Here is a 21354-nt window from a genome sequence, read left to right on the forward strand (position 1 = left end):
TGATGTAAGGAGGACGAGGCATGGGCGGCGAACATGCGGATGCGAACCACGAACCTGGTAGCCTGACCAGGCTGAGGATTGACCTGGCCTACGAGGGTGGAGCTTTCCACGGCTGGGCCCGCCAGAACGGCTTACGCACGGTCCAAGGCAAAGTCGAGGAGGCCTTGAGCCGACTGCTGCGCCTGCCGGGCTTGATTGGCCCAGGGGTCGCTGGAGAAAGCCGTGGGGTAGAGGCATTTCCCTTCAGCGGCGAGCGGGGCGCAGCCCGCAGAGGAGAGGAGGCTTGGAGGCCCAGGCTCGTGGTCGCAGGCCGCACAGACACCGGTGTTCACGCTTTAGGCCAGGTCTGCCACGTGGACCTGCCTCAAAAGGCCCTCTCCGCTGTTGTGGGGCATATGGACGTCCCTGCACCCGTGGCCTTGGAGCGCCGATTGCGGCATCTGCTACCTGACGACATCGCGATTCACTCCGTGGGGTATGCCCCCAGCGGTTTCGACGCCCGCTTCTCCGCCCTGGAGCGCACCTACATCTACCGGGTTTGCGATGACCCCGCCCGGTTGGACCCCCGTTTACGCGGCTTCGTCCTGGCCCTGGACGGCCGCCTGGACTTGGAGGCCATGAACCAGGCCGCCGCCGCTGCGATTGGCTTGCATGACTTCGGCTCCTTCGCTACGCCGAACCCAGGTGGCACCACTATCCGCGAGGTCAAATATGCCCGTTGGGATCGCGCGCCAACCCACCCGCTCCTGTGTGAGGGGCAAGGCCCAGGCGAGGGGCCGGCCTACTTGGCCCCGATGGCCGAGTCGGGCCTGGTCTGCTTCACGATTGTGGCTGATGCGTTCGCCCACAATATGGTCCGCTCCCTGGTCAACGCCTGCCTGAAGGTCGGTCTGGGCAAGCGGAGGGTCGACTGGTTCCAGGGCAAGGTCGCGCACCCCGAGCGTGAGGGCTCGACCGGTCCGGCGCCTGCTTGCGGGTTGACCCTGGAGCATGTGGCCTACCCACCTGACAACCAGCTGGCTTCGAGGGCCCGCTCTATACGGGCCAAGCGCACGCTCGAGGACTGACTCCTCCATACCAGCCTTGACGCCCGTGGGGGGGGGTCAGGCCTTGCGCTCTCTGGTGAAGGCCGACGCGCCGTTCGACAGGTCGCCTATCTGTGGCATAATGGAAAAGTTGCCGCCACGGTGCAGCCGTTGGTAGCAAAGGATGAGTGTCCGAGCGGTCTAAGGAGCACGCCTCGAAAGCGTGTGAGGCTAACCCCTCCGCGAGTTCGAATCTCGCCTCATCCGCCTGAGAGAGGGTCCGGAGAGTATTCTTCGGACCCTTTTCGCGTTGTTGGGGCCGAGCCTGCTTCCTGTGGTTGGTGTGCCGCGCGCTCAACCTGTCGTTTCTGTGATGTGCGTCACAACTTCTGGCGACGGCGGGTGCCTCTAAACGTTCCTAAGAGGCTCGCGGGACTGGGGTGCGTCAGCGACGTTCGTATCGACACGGTTCGATGCCTGCGTTGACAGGGGTGGCGAACCGTGATTTCATACGTGGGCAAGTACATTCCTAAGAACCCAATGTTCGCTCCCTGGGGATGGGAGCGGCGGCGGTTTCCAATGAAGCAAACGTCGTCGTGGAGGAATATCCATGGTAGATACACAAGACATGAACACAAGCGGAGAGCCCGTGGCTCCCTCGTCCGGGAAGCCGGCCTTGGCCACTAACCTCGCCCCAGATACGGGCAAGCCACTGAGCGTCGGAAGGAACCTTCGGTTCGCTGTGGGCTTTGCGCTGGTCTCCATACTGTGGGCGCTGCCCTTCTTCATGGGCGCGAGCGTGCTCCTGCCCCACATTTTCGATGGCATGAAGGGAGTCTCGCCCGAAGGGGCTATTGGCCTGGTCAATTCGATCAGCTCCATCTTCTCCTTGCTGGCCAACATCGTGTTTGGCGCTCTCTCGGACATGTCCCGGTTTAAGGTGGGTAAGCGCACGCCCTGGATCGTCTTGGGTGGCGTCATCGCGGCGGTTGGCTATTTGCTCGCTTTCAACACGCAGAGCCTGGCCCTGATCGTGGTTGCCTGGTGCGTCGTCCAGGTGGGTCTGAACTGCATCATCGCCCCCGCCGTGGCCGTGCTCTCGGACCGCATCCCGGAGCTAACACGTGGCACCTTTTCCGCCCTCTATGGCGCGGGAGCAATCGTAGGTCAGCAGTTGGGCACCTTCGTCGGCTCCTTCTTCTTGTCCAACACGCACGCGGGCGGCATCGTGGGCACCGTCATCTTCCTCTTCTCCGGCATCATCGTGGTCCTTATCTGGCCCCGTGAGCAGTCCGCCGCCGAGAACGCCGCCAAGGTCTCCGCGGCCGACATCGCCCGCTCGTTCATACCTCCCACCAAGAACTGCCGGGACTTCTACCTGGCCCTCGGCGGGCGTCTGGTGTTCGTCATCGGCACCTTCATGATCTCCGGCTACCAGCTGTTCATCCTGCAGAAGTACATCCATCTGAGCCTTAGCGATGCCCGGACCGGTTTGCAGGTCATCGCCGTGATTACGGTCATCACCACCATCGGCGCCTCGGCGATCTCCGGCCCGCTCTCTGATTTCCTGCACCGTCGCAAGATCATCGTCGCCGCCTCCACAGTGCTCTTTGCCATCGGCTTGGCTGTCCCCATCTTCATGCCCACCGTGACCGGCATGTACATCTACGCGGCCTTGGCCGGCATCGCGAACGGCTGCTACATGTCCGTGGACCAGGCCCTCAACGTGGACGTACTGCCCAACCCCGATGAGGCAGGCAAGGACCTCGGCATTCTCAACCTGGCCAATACACTCGGGCAGATCCTGGCACCGGTCTTCACCACCAGGGTCATCGCCATCACCGGCGGGTATAAGATGGTCTTCCCCGTGGCCATCGTGTTCCTGTTGGTGGGTGCCTTCTTCATCATGACCATCCGTAAAGTCAAGTGATCCAAGTAAGCAGCAAGTGAGATTCGCAGGCCGCCCCCACGTGTCCGAACAGCTGCTGGAGGCGGCAGGTGGAAAGGAACATCATGAGTGAACCAACGCATGTGAACTCCAGCGACCTGAGCTTGGAGGAGGAGGCGAGCCTCACATCGGGTTCGGACTCCTGGCACGTCCAGGGCCTGCCCGACCGGGGGCTTGAGGGGTACATGATCACCGATGGGCCCTATGGTCTGCGCAAGGCCAAGGACTCCTCGTCCACGGACGTGTATGGCTCCGTGCCCGCTACCTGTTTCCCCCCGACCGCTGGCCTGGCCTCGTCCTGGAACCCTGAACTGACCTACAAGGTGGGCCAGGCCATGGGCGAGGAGTGCGTGCAGGAGAAGGTCGCGGTCATTCTGGGCCCCGGCGTCAACATCAAACGCAGCCCCTTGGGCGGACGCGACTTCGAATACTGGTCCGAGGACCCGGTGCTGACAGGGCATCAGGCGGCCGAGTTGGTCGAGGGCGTGCAGTCCCAGGGAATCGGAACCTCAGTCAAGCACTTCGCCGCCAACAACCAGGAGACCGAACGCTTGCGGGCAAGCTCCGACATGGATGAACGCACCCTGCGCGAGATTTACCTTCCGGCTTTCGAATACATCGTCAAGAAAGCCAAGCCCTGGACCCTCATGTGCGCCTACAACAGGCTTAACGGGGTCTTTGGCTCCGAGGACGGCCGACTCATGACCGATATCCTCCGTGGCGAATGGGGCTTCGACGGCATCGTCATGTCGGACTGGGGCGCCGTCCACAACCGCGCGGCCGCCCTCAACGCGGGTCTCAATCTGGAGATGCCGCCCTCGGACAGCGATGATCAGGTCGTCGCCGCGGTCAAGGCCGGCGAACTGAGCAAGGAACAGCTCGACAAGATGGCCCAAGGCATGATCGATCTGATTGAGAAGGCCAAGCCCGCCATGTCCCGTGACGGCTACCGCTACGACGTTCAGGCCCACAACCAGGTGGCCCGTCAGGCCGCCTGTGAATCCGTGGTCATGCTCAAGAACGAGGACGGGATCCTGCCCTTGCGCTCCAACGAGAAGATTGCGGTCATCGGCGAGTTCGCCAGGACCCCCCGTTACCAGGGCGGCGGGTCTTCACACATCTCGCCGACGATGGTCACTACAGCCTTGGAGGCCTTCGAGAACTCCAGCATGGAGGTGAGTTTCGCGCCCGGGTTCACCCTGGATGAGGAGCCTCAGGATGAAGCCCTGACCAACGAGGCCCTGCAGGCCGCCAGCAAGGCCGACAAGGTCGTGCTCTTCCTTGGCCTGCCCGAAGAGGCGGAGTCCGAGGGCTTCGACCGCACCAGCCTTGACATGCCGGCGAAGCAGGTGGGGCTGCTGGGCAAGGTCAGCGCCGTCAACCCGAATGTGGTCGTGGTCCTATCCAATGGATCCGTGGTCAGCCTGACCGATTGGCTGCCACAGGCCAAGGGAGTGCTCGAGGCTTGGCTCCTGGGCCAGGCTGGGGGTCAGGCCGTCGTCGACCTCCTGACCGGACGGGCCAACCCCTCGGGCAAGCTGGCCCAAACCATACCCCTCCGTTTGAACGACGACCCCACAGTGCTGAACTTCCCTGGGGAGGAAGGGCATGTCAACTATGGTGAGGGTGTCTTCGTGGGTTACCGCTATTACGACACCCTCGACAAGCCTGTGCTCTTCCCGTTCGGATTCGGCCTCTCCTACTCTGATTTCGAGGTCAGCGGCGTGCAGGTGGAGAAGACCGGCGCGAACGCGGCCCGCGTCCATGCCACGGTGACCAACACCTCCCAGGTGGATGGCGCCGAGACCTTGCAGGTCTACGTGGCCCCAGGCAAGGCCAAGGTCAACCGCCCCGCCCATGAGTTAAAGGCCTTCAGCAAGGTCTTCCTCAAGGCCGGGGAGTCCAAGGCCGTCTCGATGGACTTGGATGAGCGCGACTTCGCTTATTGGTCCAGGATCATGAAGGACTGGCATATCGAAGCCGGCGATTACGGCATCGAACTGGCGACTTCCTCGCGAGATATCGTCCAGACCGTCACCATCCATATCGATGGTGACGGTAAGACTTTCCGCCTGAATGAGGAATCCAGCATGCAGGAGTGGGAGGAGGACCCGATTGGGTCCCCCATCCTGAGCGCCAAGCTCAAGGAGCTGGAGGCGGATGGCGTCCATCTGCCCGATGATCCGAACACCATGGTGCTGTTCCGCACCATGCCCATGGGGACGGTCGTCACCTTCTCCGGCGCCAACGGCCGCCAGGTGATCAAGGATCTGATGGCTTCCTATAAGGCGGCATTGGCGAAGTAGCCTTCCTGGCATCCACCCAGGCGTCCTCGCCGGTTGCGCCCCATCCCGACTGCATCTCAGTCTGGATGGGGCGCAACCGTTATGGCCTCGGTCCCGGGGCGTTACTCGTTCGGGGCCGTCGATTCCTGGACGAAGGAGAGCAAGGCCTGAGGAAAGGCAGGGTAGCCCTGGCTGAGGGCGGTGTAAGTATGGGCCGTAGCCAAGAGGGAGAGGGTGCGTAGGGTGGACTCATGCTCGTGGCAGGCGGGCGTTGGGCCTTCGGAACGGTCGTCGCGACCTTGGCTGGCGGTGCCGAAGCCGTCGGCGTCCTGGACGGTGGAGACAGCGGAGCGGAAGACCTGGGTGAGGGAGCGGGCGCAATTGACCTCCACCACCGATTCGGTGGGCGCTTCCAGACCGTTGGCCGGGTCGGTCATGGTCTGTGGATGCTTGAGGAGCTTCTGAACGGAATAGACGGCTTGACGGGGGTCTGCGGTAGGGTCGGCCGAGGCCAGTGTCTGGGCGGCCTCATGGTGGCGGTCGCCGACCGATAGGAGGGCTTGGTCGCCTCCTGGCCGCCGACCGGCCAGGAGGATGAGCGAGAAACCGGATTCGTCCTCCGCCTTGGCGGCATCGGACACCTGTACGGGGTTCAAGAGGCGGGCCGCAGCGGGCAGGCTCTGTACCGCCTGTGTGGTCAGGGTTCCTGGGTCTTCGACGGTGGCGGACAAGGGGCTGGCGGGGGTCTGCTGCGCCCGGGTGTGGGCGGTCATCCACGCCAAGGCCGAGCGGTTGACGGCTTCGTCGAAACGGGTGGGGCAGCGGACGGTCACATCCTGCCAAGTCTGGGCGGCCGCAAGGGGCAGGATGATTCGGGCACCGGCGGCGCTGGTGAAGAAGGGATCCGCGGCGCGCCGGGTGAGCAAGCGGGCGTCGGTCCAAGCGCGGTCGCAGGAGCTCAGGCTCAAGTTGTCCTGGTGGGGATCCACCCGCTGGATGGCGATTGGGGAAGCGCAACCGGAGGCTGTAACGAATACGCCCAACAGGAGCAGGAGGCAGCGGCGGAACCGGCCCATGCTCCGCCGATTGAGGCCGCCTCGGCCGTTCGCTCCCAGCCTCAATAGTGTCTGCATGAAAGGCTAGAATAGTATGGATTGCAGACTGCGGACCGCGAGCCTGCGGGCTTACAAAAGCATAACTTCATAGGAGGTCTTGACATGGAATTGGACCTGGCTGAGATTCATCAGTTAGCCGCAGAGCAAGGAATAGATGCCGAGACCTTAGACGAGTCGCTTACCGAGGCGCTGCGTCTGGCCTATTCCAAGACGCCCCATGCCGCCAAGCACGCCCGGGTCGAGCTTGACGATCGCGCTGGGACATTCACCGTCTGGGCCCAGGACGAGATTCCCCAAGAACCCACCGAGGAAGACTCCCACCCCGCCCCCAAGCTGGGAGAGGAGTACGACGACACGCCGAACGACTTCGGTCGGGTCGCCGCCGCCACGGCGCGCGGCGTTCTGAACGACCTCTTCCGCGAGGCCGAGGATAAGCGAATCTTTGGGGCTTTCGCCGGTCAAAAGGAGCACTTGATCACCGGTGTGATTCAGCAGGACGCCCTGGACCCCAACAACGTACACGTGGCTGTCGGCGGAGTTGAGGCCATCCTGCCCAAGCGCGAGCAGGTGCCGGGCGAGCGCTACCGGCATGGGCAGCGCATCCGCGTCTACGTGGTCACCGTCTCGCGTGGTATGAGGGGTCCGGAGATCGTGGTCTCCCGCTCCCATCCGGGCCTGGTGCGCCGTTTGTTCGAGCTGGAGGTGCCGGAGCTCAACTCGGGGGCCGTCTCGATTATGGCCATCGCCCGCGAGGCCGGTGCCCGTACCAAGATAGCCGTCAAAGCCAACGCCAAGGGCGTCAACCCCAAGGGCGCTCTGATTGGCCCGGGCGGCGCACGCGTCCGCGCGGTCATGGAGAACCTGGGCGAGGAGAAAATCGACATTGTGGACTGGTCCGCAGCGCCGGACGAGTTCATCGCCTCCGCCCTCTCGCCGGCCACCGTGCGCGAGGTCGCCATCGTATCCGAACGCAATCAGACCGCGATCGCGTACATCCGCGATTCCCAGCTTTCGCTGGCCATCGGCAAAGAGGGGCAGAACGCCCGTCTGGCCGCCAAGCTGACCGGATGGAAGATAGGCATCGAGTCCCTGGAGACCCATCAGGCCAAGCTCAAGGAGCAGGAAGCCCAGGCTGCGCAGGAAGGTCAGACGGCCCAGGCCGCGCCAGCCGCCGCGCCAGAGGCGGCCGAGCGGACTTCGGATGCCGCATCGCAAGAGTCGGCAGGGCCTTCCCCCCAAGGTGAAGAGGGCTGAGTCGAACATCCGCAGGCGCGAGTATGCTTAAAACAGTGTCCGAAGTGCGCGGTTTTAAGCTGCCCGGATGCGGCAAAGAGACGAGGTAACACGGTCATGGTTGCACGATGATGCAGGATAGGTTCGCCGTCGAAAAGGAGTGATCGCGCCTTCATACGCGCGGTCGGTGTTAGGAGAGAAGTAAGTGCCCAAAGCGCGCGTGTATGAATTAGCCAAGGAGCTTGGTGTAGACAGCAAGACTGTCTTGAGCAAGCTGAAGGACATGGGGGAGTTCGTCAAGTCCGCCTCTTCCACAGTGGAGGCGCCGGTCGTTCGTCGTCTCAAGAACGCTTTCCCCCAGCCTGATCAGCAGGCGGGGAACAAGAAGACCAACCAGCAGCGCACGGGAACGCCCACTCCAGGGGAGCACCGTGCCGCCGCCAAGCCCGCCGCGAAGCCAGGCGCACCTCAGCAGCAGCCCGCAGCGAAGCCTGCGCCGGCTCCGACGCAAGCCCAGCCCAAGCCCCAGGCTCAGGCCCCGGAGCGCCCTGCGCAGGCTGAAAGCCCGAGCCCGGCGGCCCCCCGTCCAGCCGACCGCCGTTTCCCCGCCCCTGGCGGTTCCCGCCGTCAAGGCGCACCTGGGGAGCACGAGCGCCAGGCGCGCCCTGGTCAGCAGCCCCAGCGGCGGCAGGCCCAGACGCCCCGTCCCGGTACGCCCGGAGCGGCTATGCCCGGCCCGCGCCCACAGCAGCCTGGAGCCAGGAAGGGCGCCAACGCTCCACGGCCGGGCAACAATCCCTTCAGCCGCAAGCAGGGTATGAGGACCCCTACGCCTGGCGACATCCCTCGTCCGCACCCAATGGCCAGGCCTACAGTCAGCGACGGCAGGCGAGGCGGCGGCAAGGGCCGTTTCCGCAACGGACGCCCCGGACAGGGCACCGGTACCGGCAGGCCGGGGCAGTGGGGTCATAACCACACCGGCGCATCCGCAGGCGGCGCCCGTCCCGGTCAGACCGGCGGCAACCGCTTCGGCGGCGGCTTCCAGACCTCCGGCCCCGCCGGGCACAACCACGGTCATGGCGGAGCGGCGGGCGCTTTCGGGCGTCAGGGAGGCAAGTCCTCCAAGGCGCGTAAGAACCGCATGGCCAAACGCCATGAGTTCGAGGAGATGAAGGCACCCGTCATCGGTGGCGTGCGCATCCCCGCAGGCAACGGGCGCACCATTAAGCTGCGCCAAGGCGCCACCCTGTCCGACCTGGCCGAGAAGATCAACGTCAATCCGGCCGCCCTGGTCACTGTGCTCTTCCACCTCGGCGAGATGGCCACGGCCACCCAGTCGTTGGACGAGACCACCTTCGAGGTGCTGGGCCAGGAGATCGGTTGGAACATCAAGATCGTCTCCGCTGAGGAAGAGGACCGTGAGCTCCTGCAGCAGTTCGACATCGACCTGGACTCCGAGAAGGAGGGTCAGGACGATCAGGACCTGAAGCCACGGCCGCCGGTGGTGACGGTCATGGGCCATGTCGACCACGGCAAGACCCGACTCCTGGACACCATCCGCAAGACCAACACGTCCGCACACGAGGCCGGCGGCATCACCCAGCGCATCGGCGCTTACCAGGTGACCGTCGATCTGGAGGGCGAGCCGCGCAAGATCACCTTCCTGGACACCCCCGGTCACGAGGCCTTCACGGCCATGCGCGCCCGCGGAGCCGAGCTGACCGATGTGGCCATCCTGGTGGTGGCCGCGGACGACGGCGTGATGCCGCAGACGGTCGAGGCCATCAACCACGCCAAAGCGGCCGACGTGCCGATCGTGGTGGCGGTCAACAAGATCGATGTCGAGGGAGCCAACCCCGAGAAGGTGCGCGGGCAGTTGACCGAATTCGGCCTTGTCTCGGAGGAGTACGGCGGCGACACCATGTTCGTCGATATCTCCGCGAAGCTGGGCACGAATGTGGACAAGCTCCTGGAAGCCGTGCTCCTGACGGCGGACGCCGACCTGGACCTGCGCGCCAACCCGGACATGGACGCGCGTGGAGCCACCGTCGAGGCCCGTCTGGACAAGGGCCGCGGCGCCGTCGCGACCGTGCTGGTCCAGCAGGGCACCCTGCGCGTGGGCGATGCGATTGTGGCTGGTTCGGCTTACGGGCGTGTGCGCGCCATGATGGACGAGAACGGCCGCTCCATGAAGGAAGCTACGCCCTCCACGCCCGTGCAGGTGCTAGGGCTTACATCCGTGCCTTCGGCCGGTGACCTGTTCCTGGTCGCCCCCGAGGACCGCACGGCCCGCCAGATCGCCGAGAAGCGGGAGGCCACCACCCGCGCCGCTCAGCTGGCCAAGCGCCGCAAGGTCGTCTCCCTGGAGAGCCTGAAGGAGCAGTTCGCCAAGTCCGAGGTGGACATGCTGAACATCGTCATCAAGGGCGATTCCTCCGGCTCGGTCGAGGCCCTGGAGGACTCCTTGATGAAGATCGAGGTCTCCGACGAGGTCGGCATCCAGGTGATCCACCGCGGCGTCGGCGCCATCACGCAGAACGACGTGAACCTGGCGACGGTCGACAAGGCCGTCATCATCGGCTTCAACGTCCGCCCCAACCGGCAGGTGCAGGAGCTGGCCGATCAAGAGGGCGTGGAGATCAAGTACTACTCGGTCATCTACCAGGCGACCGAGGACATCGAGGCCGCCCTCAAGGGCATGCTCAAGCCCGAGTACGAGGAGGCGACAACCTCGCACTCGGAGATCCGCGAGATCTTCCGCTCCTCCAAGTTCGGCAATATCGCCGGAGTCATGGTCCAGGACGGCACGGTCAAGCGGGGCACCAAGGCCCGCATCTCCCGCAACGGGGTGGTCACGGTCAACGAGCTGGAGATCTCCTCCCTGCGCCGGTTCAAGGACGACGTCAACGAGGTCTCCGAGGGTTACGAGGCCGGCATCAACCTGGGCGACTTCAACGACATCCAGGTCGGTGACATCATCGAGACCTACGAGATGCGGGAAGTCGAGCGCAAGTAAGCGCCCGGGCCCTAAGGGCGCCGATCGGACAGATGTACAAGCGAAGGACGAGTAAGGAGAATAGGCGATGGCCTCTGGCAGCAACCCGAGAGCGGTACGAATCGCGGCACTGATTCAACGGGTCATCGCCTCATCCTTGGAATCCAAGATGCACGACAAGCGCCTGGATGGGGTGACGATCACCGAGGTGCGGGTCACCAACGACCTGCAAATCGCCAAGGTCTACTGGACCCAGATAGGCAAGCCCGGCCACGAGCAAGGCGAGCGAAAGCGCGCCCAGCAAGCCCTGCGCCAGGCGACCGGCCGCCTGCGCTCGCTGGTGGGCGCCAAGGCCGGTCTGAGGTTGACGCCGACCCTGCGGTTCATCTACGACGAGGTGCCCAGCCAGGCCACCGAGATCGAGGATGCGCTCACCATCGCCCAGAAGCGCGACCAGGAGCTCCAAGCGGCCCGGGCCGACGCTGAATACGCCGGCGACCCTGACCCATACAAGCATGATGACGAGGAAGACGAGGCCGGGGACGACCCCGACCGCACCGCCGATGATGACGAGGGGCACGACCAGGCTGGTTGGTCCGACTTGGACCCGGAGTTCGGCCACGCCCAAGAGGTCGAGGACTGACCGCCAACCGCTCTCAAGAGGACGGCGACCCCTGGCGGCGGGCGGCGAGGCGAAAGAGACGTGGGCGGATGCGCAGCGGAATACTGATAGTCGATAAACCCCAAGGGGTCACCAGCCACGACCTGGTGGCTGCGGTGCGCGCCCGGCTGGGGATGCGCCGCGTGGGCCATGCCGGCACCCTGGACCCGATGGCGACTGGGGCCCTGATTGTGGGGTTCGGCCAGGCTACGCGGCTGCTTAACGCCATCGTGGGGCACGACAAGACTTACGAGGCCACCATCCGCCTCGGTCAGGCCACCGACACCGACGATGCGGACGGCGAACCATTGCCGGCCGAGCCGGGCGCTGAGGAGCTGCTGTCCGAACTCACCCGGCAAGGGGTGGAAGCGGTCATCAAGGAGCACTATACCGGGGACATCGAGCAGGTGCCGAACGTCTATTCCGCTATCAAAGTGGACGGCAAGCGGGCGTACGACCTGGCGCGCGCGGGGCAGGACGTCAAGCTGAAAGCCCGACCAGTCACTATCAGCGAGTTCGAACTACTGAGCTATGAGCCCACCCGGGCGGCGGACGGGGCGGCGGTCATTGACTGCCGGGCTCGCGTGTCCTGTTCGTCAGGCACCTACATACGCGCCCTAGCCCGGGATTTAGGCCGGGAACTGGGCGTCGGCGGTCATCTGACGGCCCTGCGCCGCACCCGGGTGGGGCGGTTCGATTTGGCCGACCCGGACATGCGCGCACGAGCGCTCACTGCACGCGTAGGGGAGCGCACCTACACGGACCGGCAGGGGCAGATCAGAATCCGTAAGCGGGCCGACCTGGACCAGGACCGGCTGGAGCTGCATCGGCGGGCTCTGAGCCTGGCTGAGGGCGCGAAACTCGCCATGCCGACCCAACCGGTGAGCCCAAAGCAAGCGCAGGAGCTCCAACACGGGCGGTTCGTGGACTTGACCTTATCCGGTCCCACGGCGGCCCTGCTCGCTCCAACTGACGGCTGTGAAGAGCGTCTGGTGGCCATACTGGAGCCATATGGGGTGGGTCGGGCCAAGCCCCGCGCGGTATTCACCCTTGACGAAGGCTGAAAAAGCCACCTGCCCGGTGAGCGGCGAATCGCCGGGCGGCGAGAGGAAAAGGACACGAATGAACGTCAGCAGATTGGAACCGGATACCAGCGGGATTGTGGACTGGCCCACACTGAGCACTAGAAAACAGAGCGTGGTGAGCGTAGGCGTGTTCGACGGGATGCACCGAGGGCACCGGGCCGTCATTGAGCGGTTGGTGGAGCTGGCCCACGAACAGGGCGACTATGCGGTCGTCATCATGTTCGACCCCAGCCCCAAGCGCGTGCACTCCTACGCGGCCACGCACGGCGGTGCTGAACTGCCCGACGGCGAGCCCTCGGCCGATCCGGACGAGCTGATGGCTGCGGGGGAGCGGATTCGTCTGATGCGCGGCCTGGGGGTGGACTGGGTGCTGTCCGTAGGTTACTCCTTGGCCTTCGCGGCCAAATCATACCGGTACTTCTTGGGATCGCTGGCGGGCACAATCGGTATGCGCACGCTAGTGCTCGGGCAGGACGCGAGTATGGGCTCGGGGCGCGTGGGCGACATCCGCGCCATCCAGGAGCTGGCCGAGGCCACCGGCGTATTCAGGCTGGAAGTGGTGGACGATGCCGGTCCTGGCCTGACCTGGACGCCCACTTGTCACATCCCCGTCCCCCAAGGCCCGGGCGAGCCGGCGGACCCGCTGGAGGGGATGAACAAGGCTGAGCGGCGGGCCTGGACCAAGGCTCACGCTTGCAAGCATGTGCGGGCCTGGAGCTCCTCGAACGTGCGCTCGCTGCTGGACCAGGGCCGTATTGGTGCCGCCGATGCTGTGTTGGGGCGGCCGCACGTGGTTGAGGGCGAAGTGGTGCACGGGGAGCAGCGGGGCCGCGCCCTTGGCTACCCGACCGCCAATATCTCGCCTGATTACAGCGGATACATGCCCGCAGAAGGGGTGTATGCGGGCTGGTTGGTGGACTTGGGGCCCGCCGAGGAGGCCGAGCGCGATGCCAAGGCAGCCAGCGGTGACCAGGACCAGGAGCGCGTGGCCGTCAGCAGCCTTGAGGCTCGGCTAGCCCCCGGATCGCCCTGGCGCTGGCCCGCCGACATTTCGATAGGCAGCAAGGAGACTTTCGCTGAAGACGGGCGGACCTACGAGCGGGTCTTGGAGGTCAACGCCATAGCCGGCGACGACTGGCTGGAGCTGTATGGCCACCGGGTCCGGGTGGAGTTCCTGGCCTACCTGCGGCCACAGGAGAAGTTCGCCGACGGGGATGCGCTCGCCGACCAGCTCCAGCGTGACGCCGCTGATTCGCTCCGTTTGGCGCAGGAGGCCGCCGCTCGCTCCTAGGGGTCGACACCGGCGGGCCGGGGAGGCGATCGCGGTTTCTTCCATCCCGTTCTGCCCGTAGCACCGCCTGGCTTTGGGGCCGACAGCGTTGCATGCATTGTGCGGGGGCGCCGCTGGCTTTCGGCAGGTTGTGGCTGTGGTAGTGCTCGTAGGCGGTGTGAGTGTGGCGGTGGCGGCCTGGATCAGGCTTGGGCGGCGAGCTTGGCTGCCAGGCGGTCCAGGAGTCCGGCGACTGGGGAAGCCATTGGCGCGCAGCTTAGGGCTTGGCGGGCCTGGGACACCTGGGAGCGGGCCTGGGCCTTGGCGCCTTCAATCAGGTCCGGATGGGCTTGGAGATAGTCCAGCACCTTCAAGGGGTCGTCGGCCTCCAAGACCTGTTTGAAGGTGGGATCGGACTCCAAGCCCAGGATGACCGGCAGGGTGTAGATGCGGTCCTGGATGTCCTCCAGCTTGGGCTTGCCGGAGTCGTGGACAACGTCGAAGTCGCCGATGTCGTCGATGATTTGGAAGGCCATCCCCAAGTGTTCGCCGAAAGCGCTGGCAGCGGCCAGCAGACCCTCCTCCGGCTCGGACGCGCTCAGTTTGACGCCGGTGAGGCAAGCCAGGCGGAAGAGGGCAGCGGTCTTTCCCTGGATGGCGCGCTCGTAGTAAGCGCGGGTGACGGTCAGGTCTCCTCGGCCCGACTCCTGCAGGAGTTCACCGCCCACAATCTCGCACACTGTGCCAGCCTGCTCGCGGATGAACGCGGTAGAGGGCGCGATCGAGGCCATAATCTCCATGTAGCGGGACAGAATCAGGTCGCCCAGGTAGATGGCCGCCTTGTTGCCGCGGATCCTGTGGACTGTGGGCTGGCCGCGCCGCACGTCCGCGCCGTCGAGCACGTCGTCGTGGACCAGCGTGGCCAGGTGGAGCATCTCTATCGCCGCCGCTCCGGTCACCAGCAGGCTGTCAGGGCCGAAGGGTCGGGCGTCATCGGACTCTTGGGCACGGCCGAAAATCAGGACCAGGGCGGCGCGCACCATCTTGCCGTGATTGTTCAGGAGCCTGCGGTAGTCCTGCTGGTAAGGCTCCACGGAGGTCTCCTCGCGTTCCAGCCGACCGATGACCTGCTGCATGTCCCCCTTGAGCAGCTCTCGTTGCCTGTCTGTCATAAGCGACTCAACCTCTCAAACGATTTGACTGCTCCCAATATAGCAAGGAGGAGCGGTGATGACCCGCCTGATTCACCGCCGACCGACCCTGCTTGCGCCCAACTGTGCCTCAGCTCACAGAGAGGCGGGTCCCGGCTGGCGGCGCCCGATGAGGCGCTGGCCGGCCGCCGCCCAGCGGGAGGGAATGAAGTAGGGTGGAGGCATGAGCGATGCACACCGATTTTTGAGCAGCCAGCCCGGCGGCGTCAGCGAGGACGACCGTCGCCTGTCTGTCTCCGCCCGGCTGGGACGCCTGCAATTTCACCGTTCCGGCAAGTTCCGGGTCCTCCAATTCGCGGACGTTCAGGAGGGCCCCAAAGTCTCCAAGGACACCGTCCGCCTGATTGCCGCCGCCTGCGACGCGGCCCGGCCCGATCTGGTGATTTTCACCGGCAACCAAATCGCCGGCTACGACTCCGCCTTCGAGAAGACCTTCCGCAAGCGCCGCTGGTCCACTCGCCTGGACTCCGTGTATTCCACCGGCCTGACCATGAGCCGGTGGATGGGGGACGCCTTGCACGGCTTCATGAGGCCCAACCAGTCCGCAGTCCCTGGCCAGGCGCGCGGACAGGAAGCCGATTCCGCCCCGCGCCGGGAGCAGGAGCTGCGGGCCAGTGAGGACCTGGTGCGACAGACCATCGCGCAAATCGTGCAACCCCTGGTCGAGCGGGGCGTGCCCTTCGCCGTGACCTACGGCAACCACGACTTCCAGTGCGGTCTGGACACCGACCGGATGGACGCCATCTACAGGGAGTTCCCCGGCTGCTTGAACCCGGAGTCCGCGGCGGCGGCCCAATCCGACTTGCCCCGGTCCCTGCCGGCCTCCGGCATGTCCGACCAGCGGGCCTATGCTTGCGAGCCTGGCACCTTCGCCCTGCCTGTCGCCCCCGTCCAAGGCGAGGCGCCCGTCCTGGGGCTGGTCCTGCTGGATTCGGGCGACTACGCGCGCACGGGAGGCTATGGATCGCCCTCACGGCGGGGCTTGGACTTCCTCAGGCGGGCGCCTGGCTTCATCGGACAGCGTTCCATGGTCTTCCAGCACATGCCGCTGCCCCAGTACTACCAGCTGCTTAAACCGGTCCCCGCGACCACGGCCAACGCCATCCAGGGCTACCGCGCCTTCGACTCCGCCTGTTACACCCTGGATGAGGCCAAGACCCTGCCTGGTTCATTCCTGGGCGAGGGCGTCTCCTGCCCGGACCACGACAGCGGTGAGTTCGCAATTCTGAAAAAGGCCGACTATTTCGCCTTGTTCGCGGGCCACGACCACCGCAACGGTTTCGTGGGCTCGGTGGATGGGGTCACGCTGGGCGTCACGCCCACCTGCGGGTTCGCCTCCTACGGCCCGGTGCCGGCCAAGCGGTCCGCCCGCCTGTTCGAGTTCGACATCCGCCATCCCCACCAGCCGCGCACCCAGCTCCTGGAGTTCGGAAGGCTTGTCGGACGGCCCAGTTCCAACAAGGCCTACACCTTCGCCTTAAGTCATATGCCCGTGTCTAAGGGCGATGCCTTCGACCTGCTGCGTAAGCCCAGGATCCTGGCCGGCAGTCTGGCCACCTTGGCGGCGGGGCTGGTCGCTTCGCTTGGATCCTCAGGTTCCGGCGCTGTCGGAGACGGCGAACGCAGGGGACACTCGGACCGTTAACCGCGCGGTCCTATGCTGGAAGCGCTCTGTTGGAGGGCATCGCTCAAGTACTTGCCTGCAGCCATGACCAGTGGCGCGTAGTGGCGGCCGGGGGCTTGGCTCATGCGTTCGACCGGGCCGGATATGGCGATTGCGGCCATGACTTGGCCCGCTGGGTTGCGAATCGGGGCGGAGATTGAGCACACGCCCTGCTCATGCTCGTTAATCGACTCAGCCCAGCCGCGTTTGCGCACGTCGGCCAGCCGGGAGGCGCTGAATTTGGCCCGTAGCAGGATTTGATGGATACGCTCGGGGGAGTCCCAAGCCAGTAGAATCTGCGAGGCGGCGCCCGCCTGCATGGAAAGCACGGCGCCCACGGGGATTGAATCACGTAAGCCGGAGGGGCGGTCCAGGGCGGCTATGCAGATTCGATGCTCGCCCTGGCGGCGGAAGATTTGCGCGGATTCGCCGGTCCGGTTCAACAGGGTGCGCAGGATGGGACCGGCGGCGTTGAGGAGCCGGTCCTCGCCAGCGGCGGCTGCCAGCTCGGCGAAGCGGGAGCCCAGCGTGAAGCGCCCGTGCTCGTCGTGGCAGACGAAGCGGTGCCTCTCCAAGGCGGTGGCCAGGCGGTGGGCCGTGGGTCGGGCGAGGCCGGTGGCTTTGACGAGTTGACCTAGTGTGATGGGCCCATTTTCCAGAGCTTCCAGGATTTTGACTGTTTTGTCGAGCACTCCGACGCCGGAATGTATGTCGCCATCGTCGGTTGCAGGCTCGTCTGCGTCACGGTACCGCGCTTCCTGTACGGCTTCGCGGAGCCAGGTATGGTCGATAGCTGCTGCATGTGAAGAATGCGCCATACCCTGACAGGGTACATCTCACTATGTGAACGATAGAAGTCAGTTTTGTTACTGGAAGCTTACGGTCCCGGGGTCGTCCGAGCGGGCGAGCCGTGCGGAGCTGGTGTATCTTTGACTGGGAGAGAGAACGCGCTGGGCATTACAGCCCGGGGTTTCGGCAGTTGGGGAGTGGATGACGGGCAGACACGCTGGATGCGGCAAGGGTCATCCCCGTCCGGGGTCTCGTCGCATCCTCGCCAAGGTGCCAGCCGTCGCGGCATCTGCGCCCGGTCGGGTCGATCCGCAAGCCCTGAGCCGGAGCGCCCTGGCCAAAGTGCGGGACGAGGTCAGCTCCCAGGCCGTCTTCGTCTTCCTGTACATGGTTGCCATGCAGCTGGTCGGCTACGCCCTCGGAATCATGCTGATAGCGGTCCGACAACTGCCTCGGACGGGCGGCATAGCCTTCGATCGCACCGTCGCCAGTCTGGACGGTTCGTCCACCGCCGAGCTCTATCTCTTCTCCACCGCCATCGCCTTCGCGTTCATGGTCCTTTACCGGCGCGAGCAGGTCGCTGATCCGGGACCCTACGGCGTCTTCCGTCGTTCCAGCCGGTCCATGACCGCGCCGCTCATGCTGACCTGCCTGCTCCTGTCCCTAGGCGCCCAATCGCTGTCCATGTTCTACGACTTCGGCCTGAGCCGGACCGTCGGTGGCCTGAGAGAGACCACCTTGAACGGTCTGGGAGCCTCGGCCTTGGAGACCGTGGGCTCGTCGCCCGCCTCGCCGCCCATGCTCCTATACAGCTGCCTGTGGGCGCCGGTGGTGGAGGAGACCGTCTTCCGGGGGGCCGTCCTGGGCTCCCTCAAACGCTACGGGCGGGGGTTCGCGGTCGTTACATCCTCCTTCCTGTTCGCACTGATGCACGGCAGCCTCTCCCGGTCCTTCTTCGCCTTCGGCCTGGGTCTGGTGCTGGGTTTCCTGGCCTGCGAGCACAGCCTGATTTGGTCGATTGCCCTGCACATCACCTCGAACCTGATCGCCATCTTCCTGCCAGGCCTCCTGCGAGAGTCCCTGGAGGCCCGAGGTCTGTCGGGGGCTGGACTGGAGGGTGGGCAGGCGGCTTTCTGGGCGATGATAGCGGCCCTGGCCGCCCTGACCTTGCTTGTCCAGCGCCGCAGCTTGGTCGCCTTCCTGCGCTCCGAACGGTCGGCGCCCAACCTCTACGCCTCTTGGGGCTCCTACTGGTTCCTGTTCGTCAGTGGGATCCAGGTGGCCCTGATTCTGTGGCGCCTGGTCCATTGACGCGCCTGACCGCAGGCGCTCGCGAGCGTTCCGGAGGCCAGTAAGGGGTGGCGCTAGACTGGGAATCGTTACATTTCGGAGAGCCGCGCCTGAAAGACTGTCGGAGCGGATGGCTGCAAGCACGGGAAAAGGGGTGGTTATGAAGCGGTCGAGGAAAGCGGCCAGTGGACGGGAGCGTGCCTTAGGCCAAGCCGAATCCAGCCTGACTCCTCAGCTCTCACCTTCCCAAACCTGGCCGTCGCAATCGGCCGAGTCGGCCTCCCGCAGTACGACCAGGCAAGCGCGGATTAGGTTGAACGACCAGTCGGGCGCGTTAATCATCTACCTGGTGGTCATGCAGCTGATCGGGCCAGCTGTGGCCGCGGCCCTGATCGTCATCTTGCAGAGCATGCGCAAGCAGATGGTGTCGGTCGATACTGTCGTCTCGCAGATCGACGGCAAGTACGCAGGGGTGATGAACCTCGTCTGCGCGGCCACCGCTTTCGTCTTCTGGATCGCCACCCACAAGCGTCAGATCGCCGACCCGGGCCCCGACGGGGTCTTCCACCGCCGTCTGCGCCGGATGACCCCCTGGGTGCTCCTGGGCTGCATGGCCCTGCTCCTGACCGGCCAGTCCTTGAGCACCATCTACGACCAGGGCTTCAACTGGGTCATCCACCGACTGTCTCTCAGGGCCACGACCTCCTCCGAGATGATCGAGGCCGCGTCCGGCTCCACGGCCATGTTCCTCTATGTCTCCTTCTTTGGACCGGTCGTCGAGGAAGTGGTTTTCCGGGGCGTGATCATGAACAGCCTCAAGCCCTACGGCAAGGTCTTCGCCATCATCACTTCGTCAACCATGTTCGCCTTCTTCCATTCCGACATTTCCCAGGGGCTTTTCGCCTTCTGCATTGGGCTGGTCCTGGGCTATGTGGCCTGCGAGTACTCGATTTTCTGGTCCATCCTCCTGCACATAGCGAACAACCTGCTGATTTCCAACCTGGGTTCCATGGCCGTGTCGAGCCTGCCCGGCCCCGCCAAGGACTGGGTCGACCCGGTCCTGTTGGTCGGCGGCCTCCTTTTGGGCGCCTTGGTCCTCTACCTGGCCCGGGGGCGCGTCCGTGGCTTCATCCTGGCCAACCGCGCCAGCAAGGGGATTTACGCCTCCTGGGGCGGCTTGTGGTTCATTGTCTACCTCATCCTGCAAATCCTCGTCACGGCAATGGAGTTCGCGCCGTCTGTGTCGTGATCCCCCCCCCCCCCACGAGGCCATTGAGCTCGGGCGGTTGCGCCCGCAGTTGGGAGCTTTCGGCTCCGCGCGCATTTTCACGGGGCGCTTACAGTCGCTGTGGCACACTGTTCCTTAGTGGTGTTATGAGTATGGATTTCAGTGTATAAGAGGCGCGCAGGCCGATGTGGGTCCGGGGCGCGTGAAGAGGAGCGGGAATGACAGCGGTGAACCCTAAGGCGGACGTGCTGCACGTAGTGGGCGGCAAGCCTTTGACCGGCAGCATCCATGTGCGCGGGGCCAAGAACTTCGTCTCCAAGGCCATGGTCGCGGCCCTGCTGGCGCCTGGCGTCTCGATTCTGAAGAACGTGCCGGAGATCCGTGACGTGCAGGTGGTCTCGGACCTCCTGCGCCTGCACGGGGTAAGCGTGGACGTGGAGCCCGAGGAGGGCGTGGTCACGATCGACGCGACCCACGTGGAGCTGGCGGACGTGGCGGATGTGGACACCCTATCCGGTTCCTCCCGCATCCCGATCCTGTTCTCCGGTCCTCTCCTGCACCGCCTGGGCGAAGCCTTCATCCCGGCCCTGGGCGGCTGCAAGATCGGCTCGCGGCCCATCGACTTCCACTTGGAAACCCTGCGCAAGCTGGGGGCCAAGGTGGACAAGGAGCACGAGGCCGGCATCCACATCACCGCGCCCGACGGCCTGCATGGCGCGAAGATCCACCTGCCCTACCCCTCGGTCGGCGCCACTGAGCAGACCCTGCTGGCTGCGGTCTTGGCCGAAGGCAAGACCGAGCTGTCCGGCGCTGCCACTGAGCCCGAGATCATGGACCTGGTGGCGGTGCTGCAGAAGATGGGCGCGCAGATCTCCGTGGATGTGGACCGCACGATCCGCATCGAGGGCGTCAAGTCCCTGCAAGGCTACCGGCACACCTCCCTGCCCGACCGGATCGAGGCGGCCTCCTGGGCCTCGGCGGCCCTGGCCACCCACGGCGACATCTTCGTGCGTGGCGCTCACCAGCCCGACATGATGACTTACCTGAACGTGTTCCGCAAGATCGGCGGCGAGTTCGACGTGCGCGACGATGGCATCCGTTTCTGGCACCCGGGCGGTGACCTGAAGCCGGTGGCGATCGAGACCGACGTGCACCCCGGGTTCATGACCGACTGGCAACAGCCGCTAGTGGTGGCCATGACCCAGGCCAAGGGCCTGTCGATCGTGCACGAGACCGTTTACGAGAACCGCTTCGGCTTCACCAAGCCCCTGGTGCAGATGGGCGCCACCATCCAACTCTACCGGGAGTGCCTGGGTTCCCTGCCTTGCCGCTTCCAGCAGCGCAACTTCGAGCATTCGGCTGTGATTTTCGGCCCCACGCCACTGACCGGGCAAGACATCGACGTGCCCGACCTGCGTGGCGGCTTCAGTCATCTGATTGCGGCCCTGGCGGCCTCCGGGCCCTCCGAGGTGCACGGCATCTCGTTGATCGACCGGGGCTACGAGGACTTCCGCGACAAGCTGGTCGCCCTGGGCGCCGACATCGATTGAGACTGA

Annotated in this window: 15 protein-coding genes and 1 tRNA gene; 13 read left to right on the forward strand and 3 right to left on the reverse strand. The window is 65.1% G+C overall.

The window, feature by feature from the left end:
- Nucleotides 1-62: 62 nt before the first annotated feature.
- From AB656_RS07115 to AB656_RS07130, 4 genes are all read left to right on the forward strand, one after another.
- Nucleotides 63-1067: a tRNA pseudouridine synthase A gene (locus AB656_RS07115; protein ID WP_033504398.1), complete on the forward strand. Its 1005-nt coding sequence runs from the start codon at nt 63-65 to the stop codon at nt 1065-1067.
- 140 nt (nt 1068-1207) lie between these two features.
- Nucleotides 1208-1292, forward strand: a tRNA-Ser gene (locus AB656_RS07120).
- A 343-nt stretch (nt 1293-1635) separates the two neighbouring features.
- The gene (locus AB656_RS07125) at nt 1636-2955 is read left to right on the forward strand and encodes an MFS transporter (protein ID WP_236681874.1); all 1320 of its coding nucleotides are present in this window, start codon (nt 1636-1638) and stop codon (nt 2953-2955) included.
- Between the two features lie 83 nt (nt 2956-3038).
- Nucleotides 3039-5279 carry an exo-alpha-(1->6)-L-arabinopyranosidase gene (locus AB656_RS07130; RefSeq protein ID WP_033504359.1) on the forward strand — a complete coding sequence of 747 codons (2241 nt, stop codon included), beginning with the start codon at nt 3039-3041 and terminating at the stop codon, nt 5277-5279.
- A gap of 101 nt (nt 5280-5380) precedes the next feature.
- Here the strand turns inward: AB656_RS07130 and AB656_RS07135 are convergent, their stop codons facing one another.
- Complete coding sequence (locus AB656_RS07135; RefSeq protein WP_051905489.1) at nt 5381-6334, reverse strand: hypothetical protein; 954 nt, start codon at nt 6332-6334, stop codon at nt 5381-5383.
- Nucleotides 6335-6475: 141 nt separating this feature from the next.
- Here AB656_RS07135 and nusA point away from each other — a divergent pair, with 141 nt between their 5' ends.
- The 5 genes from nusA to AB656_RS07160 all read left to right on the forward strand — a co-directional run bounded on the left by nusA (nt 6476) and on the right by AB656_RS07160 (nt 13638).
- Nucleotides 6476-7627: a transcription termination factor NusA gene (nusA, locus tag AB656_RS07140; protein ID WP_081924994.1), complete on the forward strand. Its 1152-nt coding sequence runs from the start codon at nt 6476-6478 to the stop codon at nt 7625-7627.
- Nucleotides 7628-7811: 184 nt separating this feature from the next.
- Nucleotides 7812-10622, forward strand: coding sequence for a translation initiation factor IF-2 (gene infB, locus AB656_RS07145; RefSeq protein WP_033504360.1), 2811 nt, complete (start codon nt 7812-7814; stop codon nt 10620-10622).
- Between the two features lie 67 nt (nt 10623-10689).
- Nucleotides 10690-11244: a 30S ribosome-binding factor RbfA gene (gene rbfA / locus AB656_RS07150; RefSeq protein ID WP_051905490.1), complete on the forward strand. Its 555-nt coding sequence runs from the start codon at nt 10690-10692 to the stop codon at nt 11242-11244.
- 68 nt (nt 11245-11312) lie between these two features.
- Nucleotides 11313-12326, forward strand: coding sequence for a tRNA pseudouridine(55) synthase TruB (gene truB / locus AB656_RS07155; RefSeq protein ID WP_033504361.1), 1014 nt, complete (start codon nt 11313-11315; stop codon nt 12324-12326).
- A 58-nt stretch (nt 12327-12384) separates the two neighbouring features.
- Nucleotides 12385-13638 carry a riboflavin kinase gene (locus AB656_RS07160; RefSeq protein ID WP_033504363.1) on the forward strand — a complete coding sequence of 418 codons (1254 nt, stop codon included), beginning with the start codon at nt 12385-12387 and terminating at the stop codon, nt 13636-13638.
- Nucleotides 13639-13820: 182 nt separating this feature from the next.
- Here the strand turns inward: AB656_RS07160 and AB656_RS07165 are convergent, their stop codons facing one another.
- Entirely contained in the window at nt 13821-14789 is a 969-nt protein-coding gene (locus AB656_RS07165; RefSeq protein WP_081924995.1) for a polyprenyl synthetase family protein, read from the reverse strand.
- A gap of 202 nt (nt 14790-14991) precedes the next feature.
- Here AB656_RS07165 and AB656_RS07170 point away from each other — a divergent pair, with 202 nt between their 5' ends.
- On the forward strand, nt 14992-16473 hold the full coding sequence (locus AB656_RS07170; protein ID WP_051905492.1) for a metallophosphoesterase family protein: 1482 nt from the start codon (nt 14992-14994) through the stop codon (nt 16471-16473).
- On the opposite strand, the gene AB656_RS07175 is transcribed toward AB656_RS07170, so the two are convergent.
- On the reverse strand, nt 16470-17309 hold the full coding sequence (locus AB656_RS07175; RefSeq protein ID WP_081924996.1) for an IclR family transcriptional regulator: 840 nt from the start codon (nt 17307-17309) through the stop codon (nt 16470-16472). The genes AB656_RS07170 and AB656_RS07175 overlap by 4 nt on opposite strands.
- A 172-nt stretch (nt 17310-17481) precedes the next feature.
- On the opposite strand from AB656_RS07175, the gene AB656_RS07180 reads away from it, so the two are divergent.
- The 3 genes from AB656_RS07180 to murA all read left to right on the forward strand — a co-directional run bounded on the left by AB656_RS07180 (nt 17482) and on the right by murA (nt 21348).
- Entirely contained in the window at nt 17482-18591 is a 1110-nt protein-coding gene (locus tag AB656_RS07180) for a CPBP family intramembrane glutamic endopeptidase (RefSeq protein WP_033504364.1), read from the forward strand.
- Nucleotides 18592-18730: 139 nt separating this feature from the next.
- Nucleotides 18731-19819 carry a CPBP family intramembrane glutamic endopeptidase gene (locus AB656_RS07185; protein WP_033504365.1) on the forward strand — a complete coding sequence of 363 codons (1089 nt, stop codon included), beginning with the start codon at nt 18731-18733 and terminating at the stop codon, nt 19817-19819.
- Between the two features lie 197 nt (nt 19820-20016).
- Nucleotides 20017-21348 carry a UDP-N-acetylglucosamine 1-carboxyvinyltransferase gene (murA, locus tag AB656_RS07190; RefSeq protein WP_033504366.1) on the forward strand — a complete coding sequence of 444 codons (1332 nt, stop codon included), beginning with the start codon at nt 20017-20019 and terminating at the stop codon, nt 21346-21348.
- The last annotated feature ends 6 nt before the right edge of the window (nt 21349-21354 follow it).

The organism is Bifidobacterium actinocoloniiforme DSM 22766 (genome assembly GCF_001263395.1).
GTDB lineage: Bacteria > Actinomycetota > Actinomycetes > Actinomycetales > Bifidobacteriaceae > Bombiscardovia > Bombiscardovia actinocoloniiformis.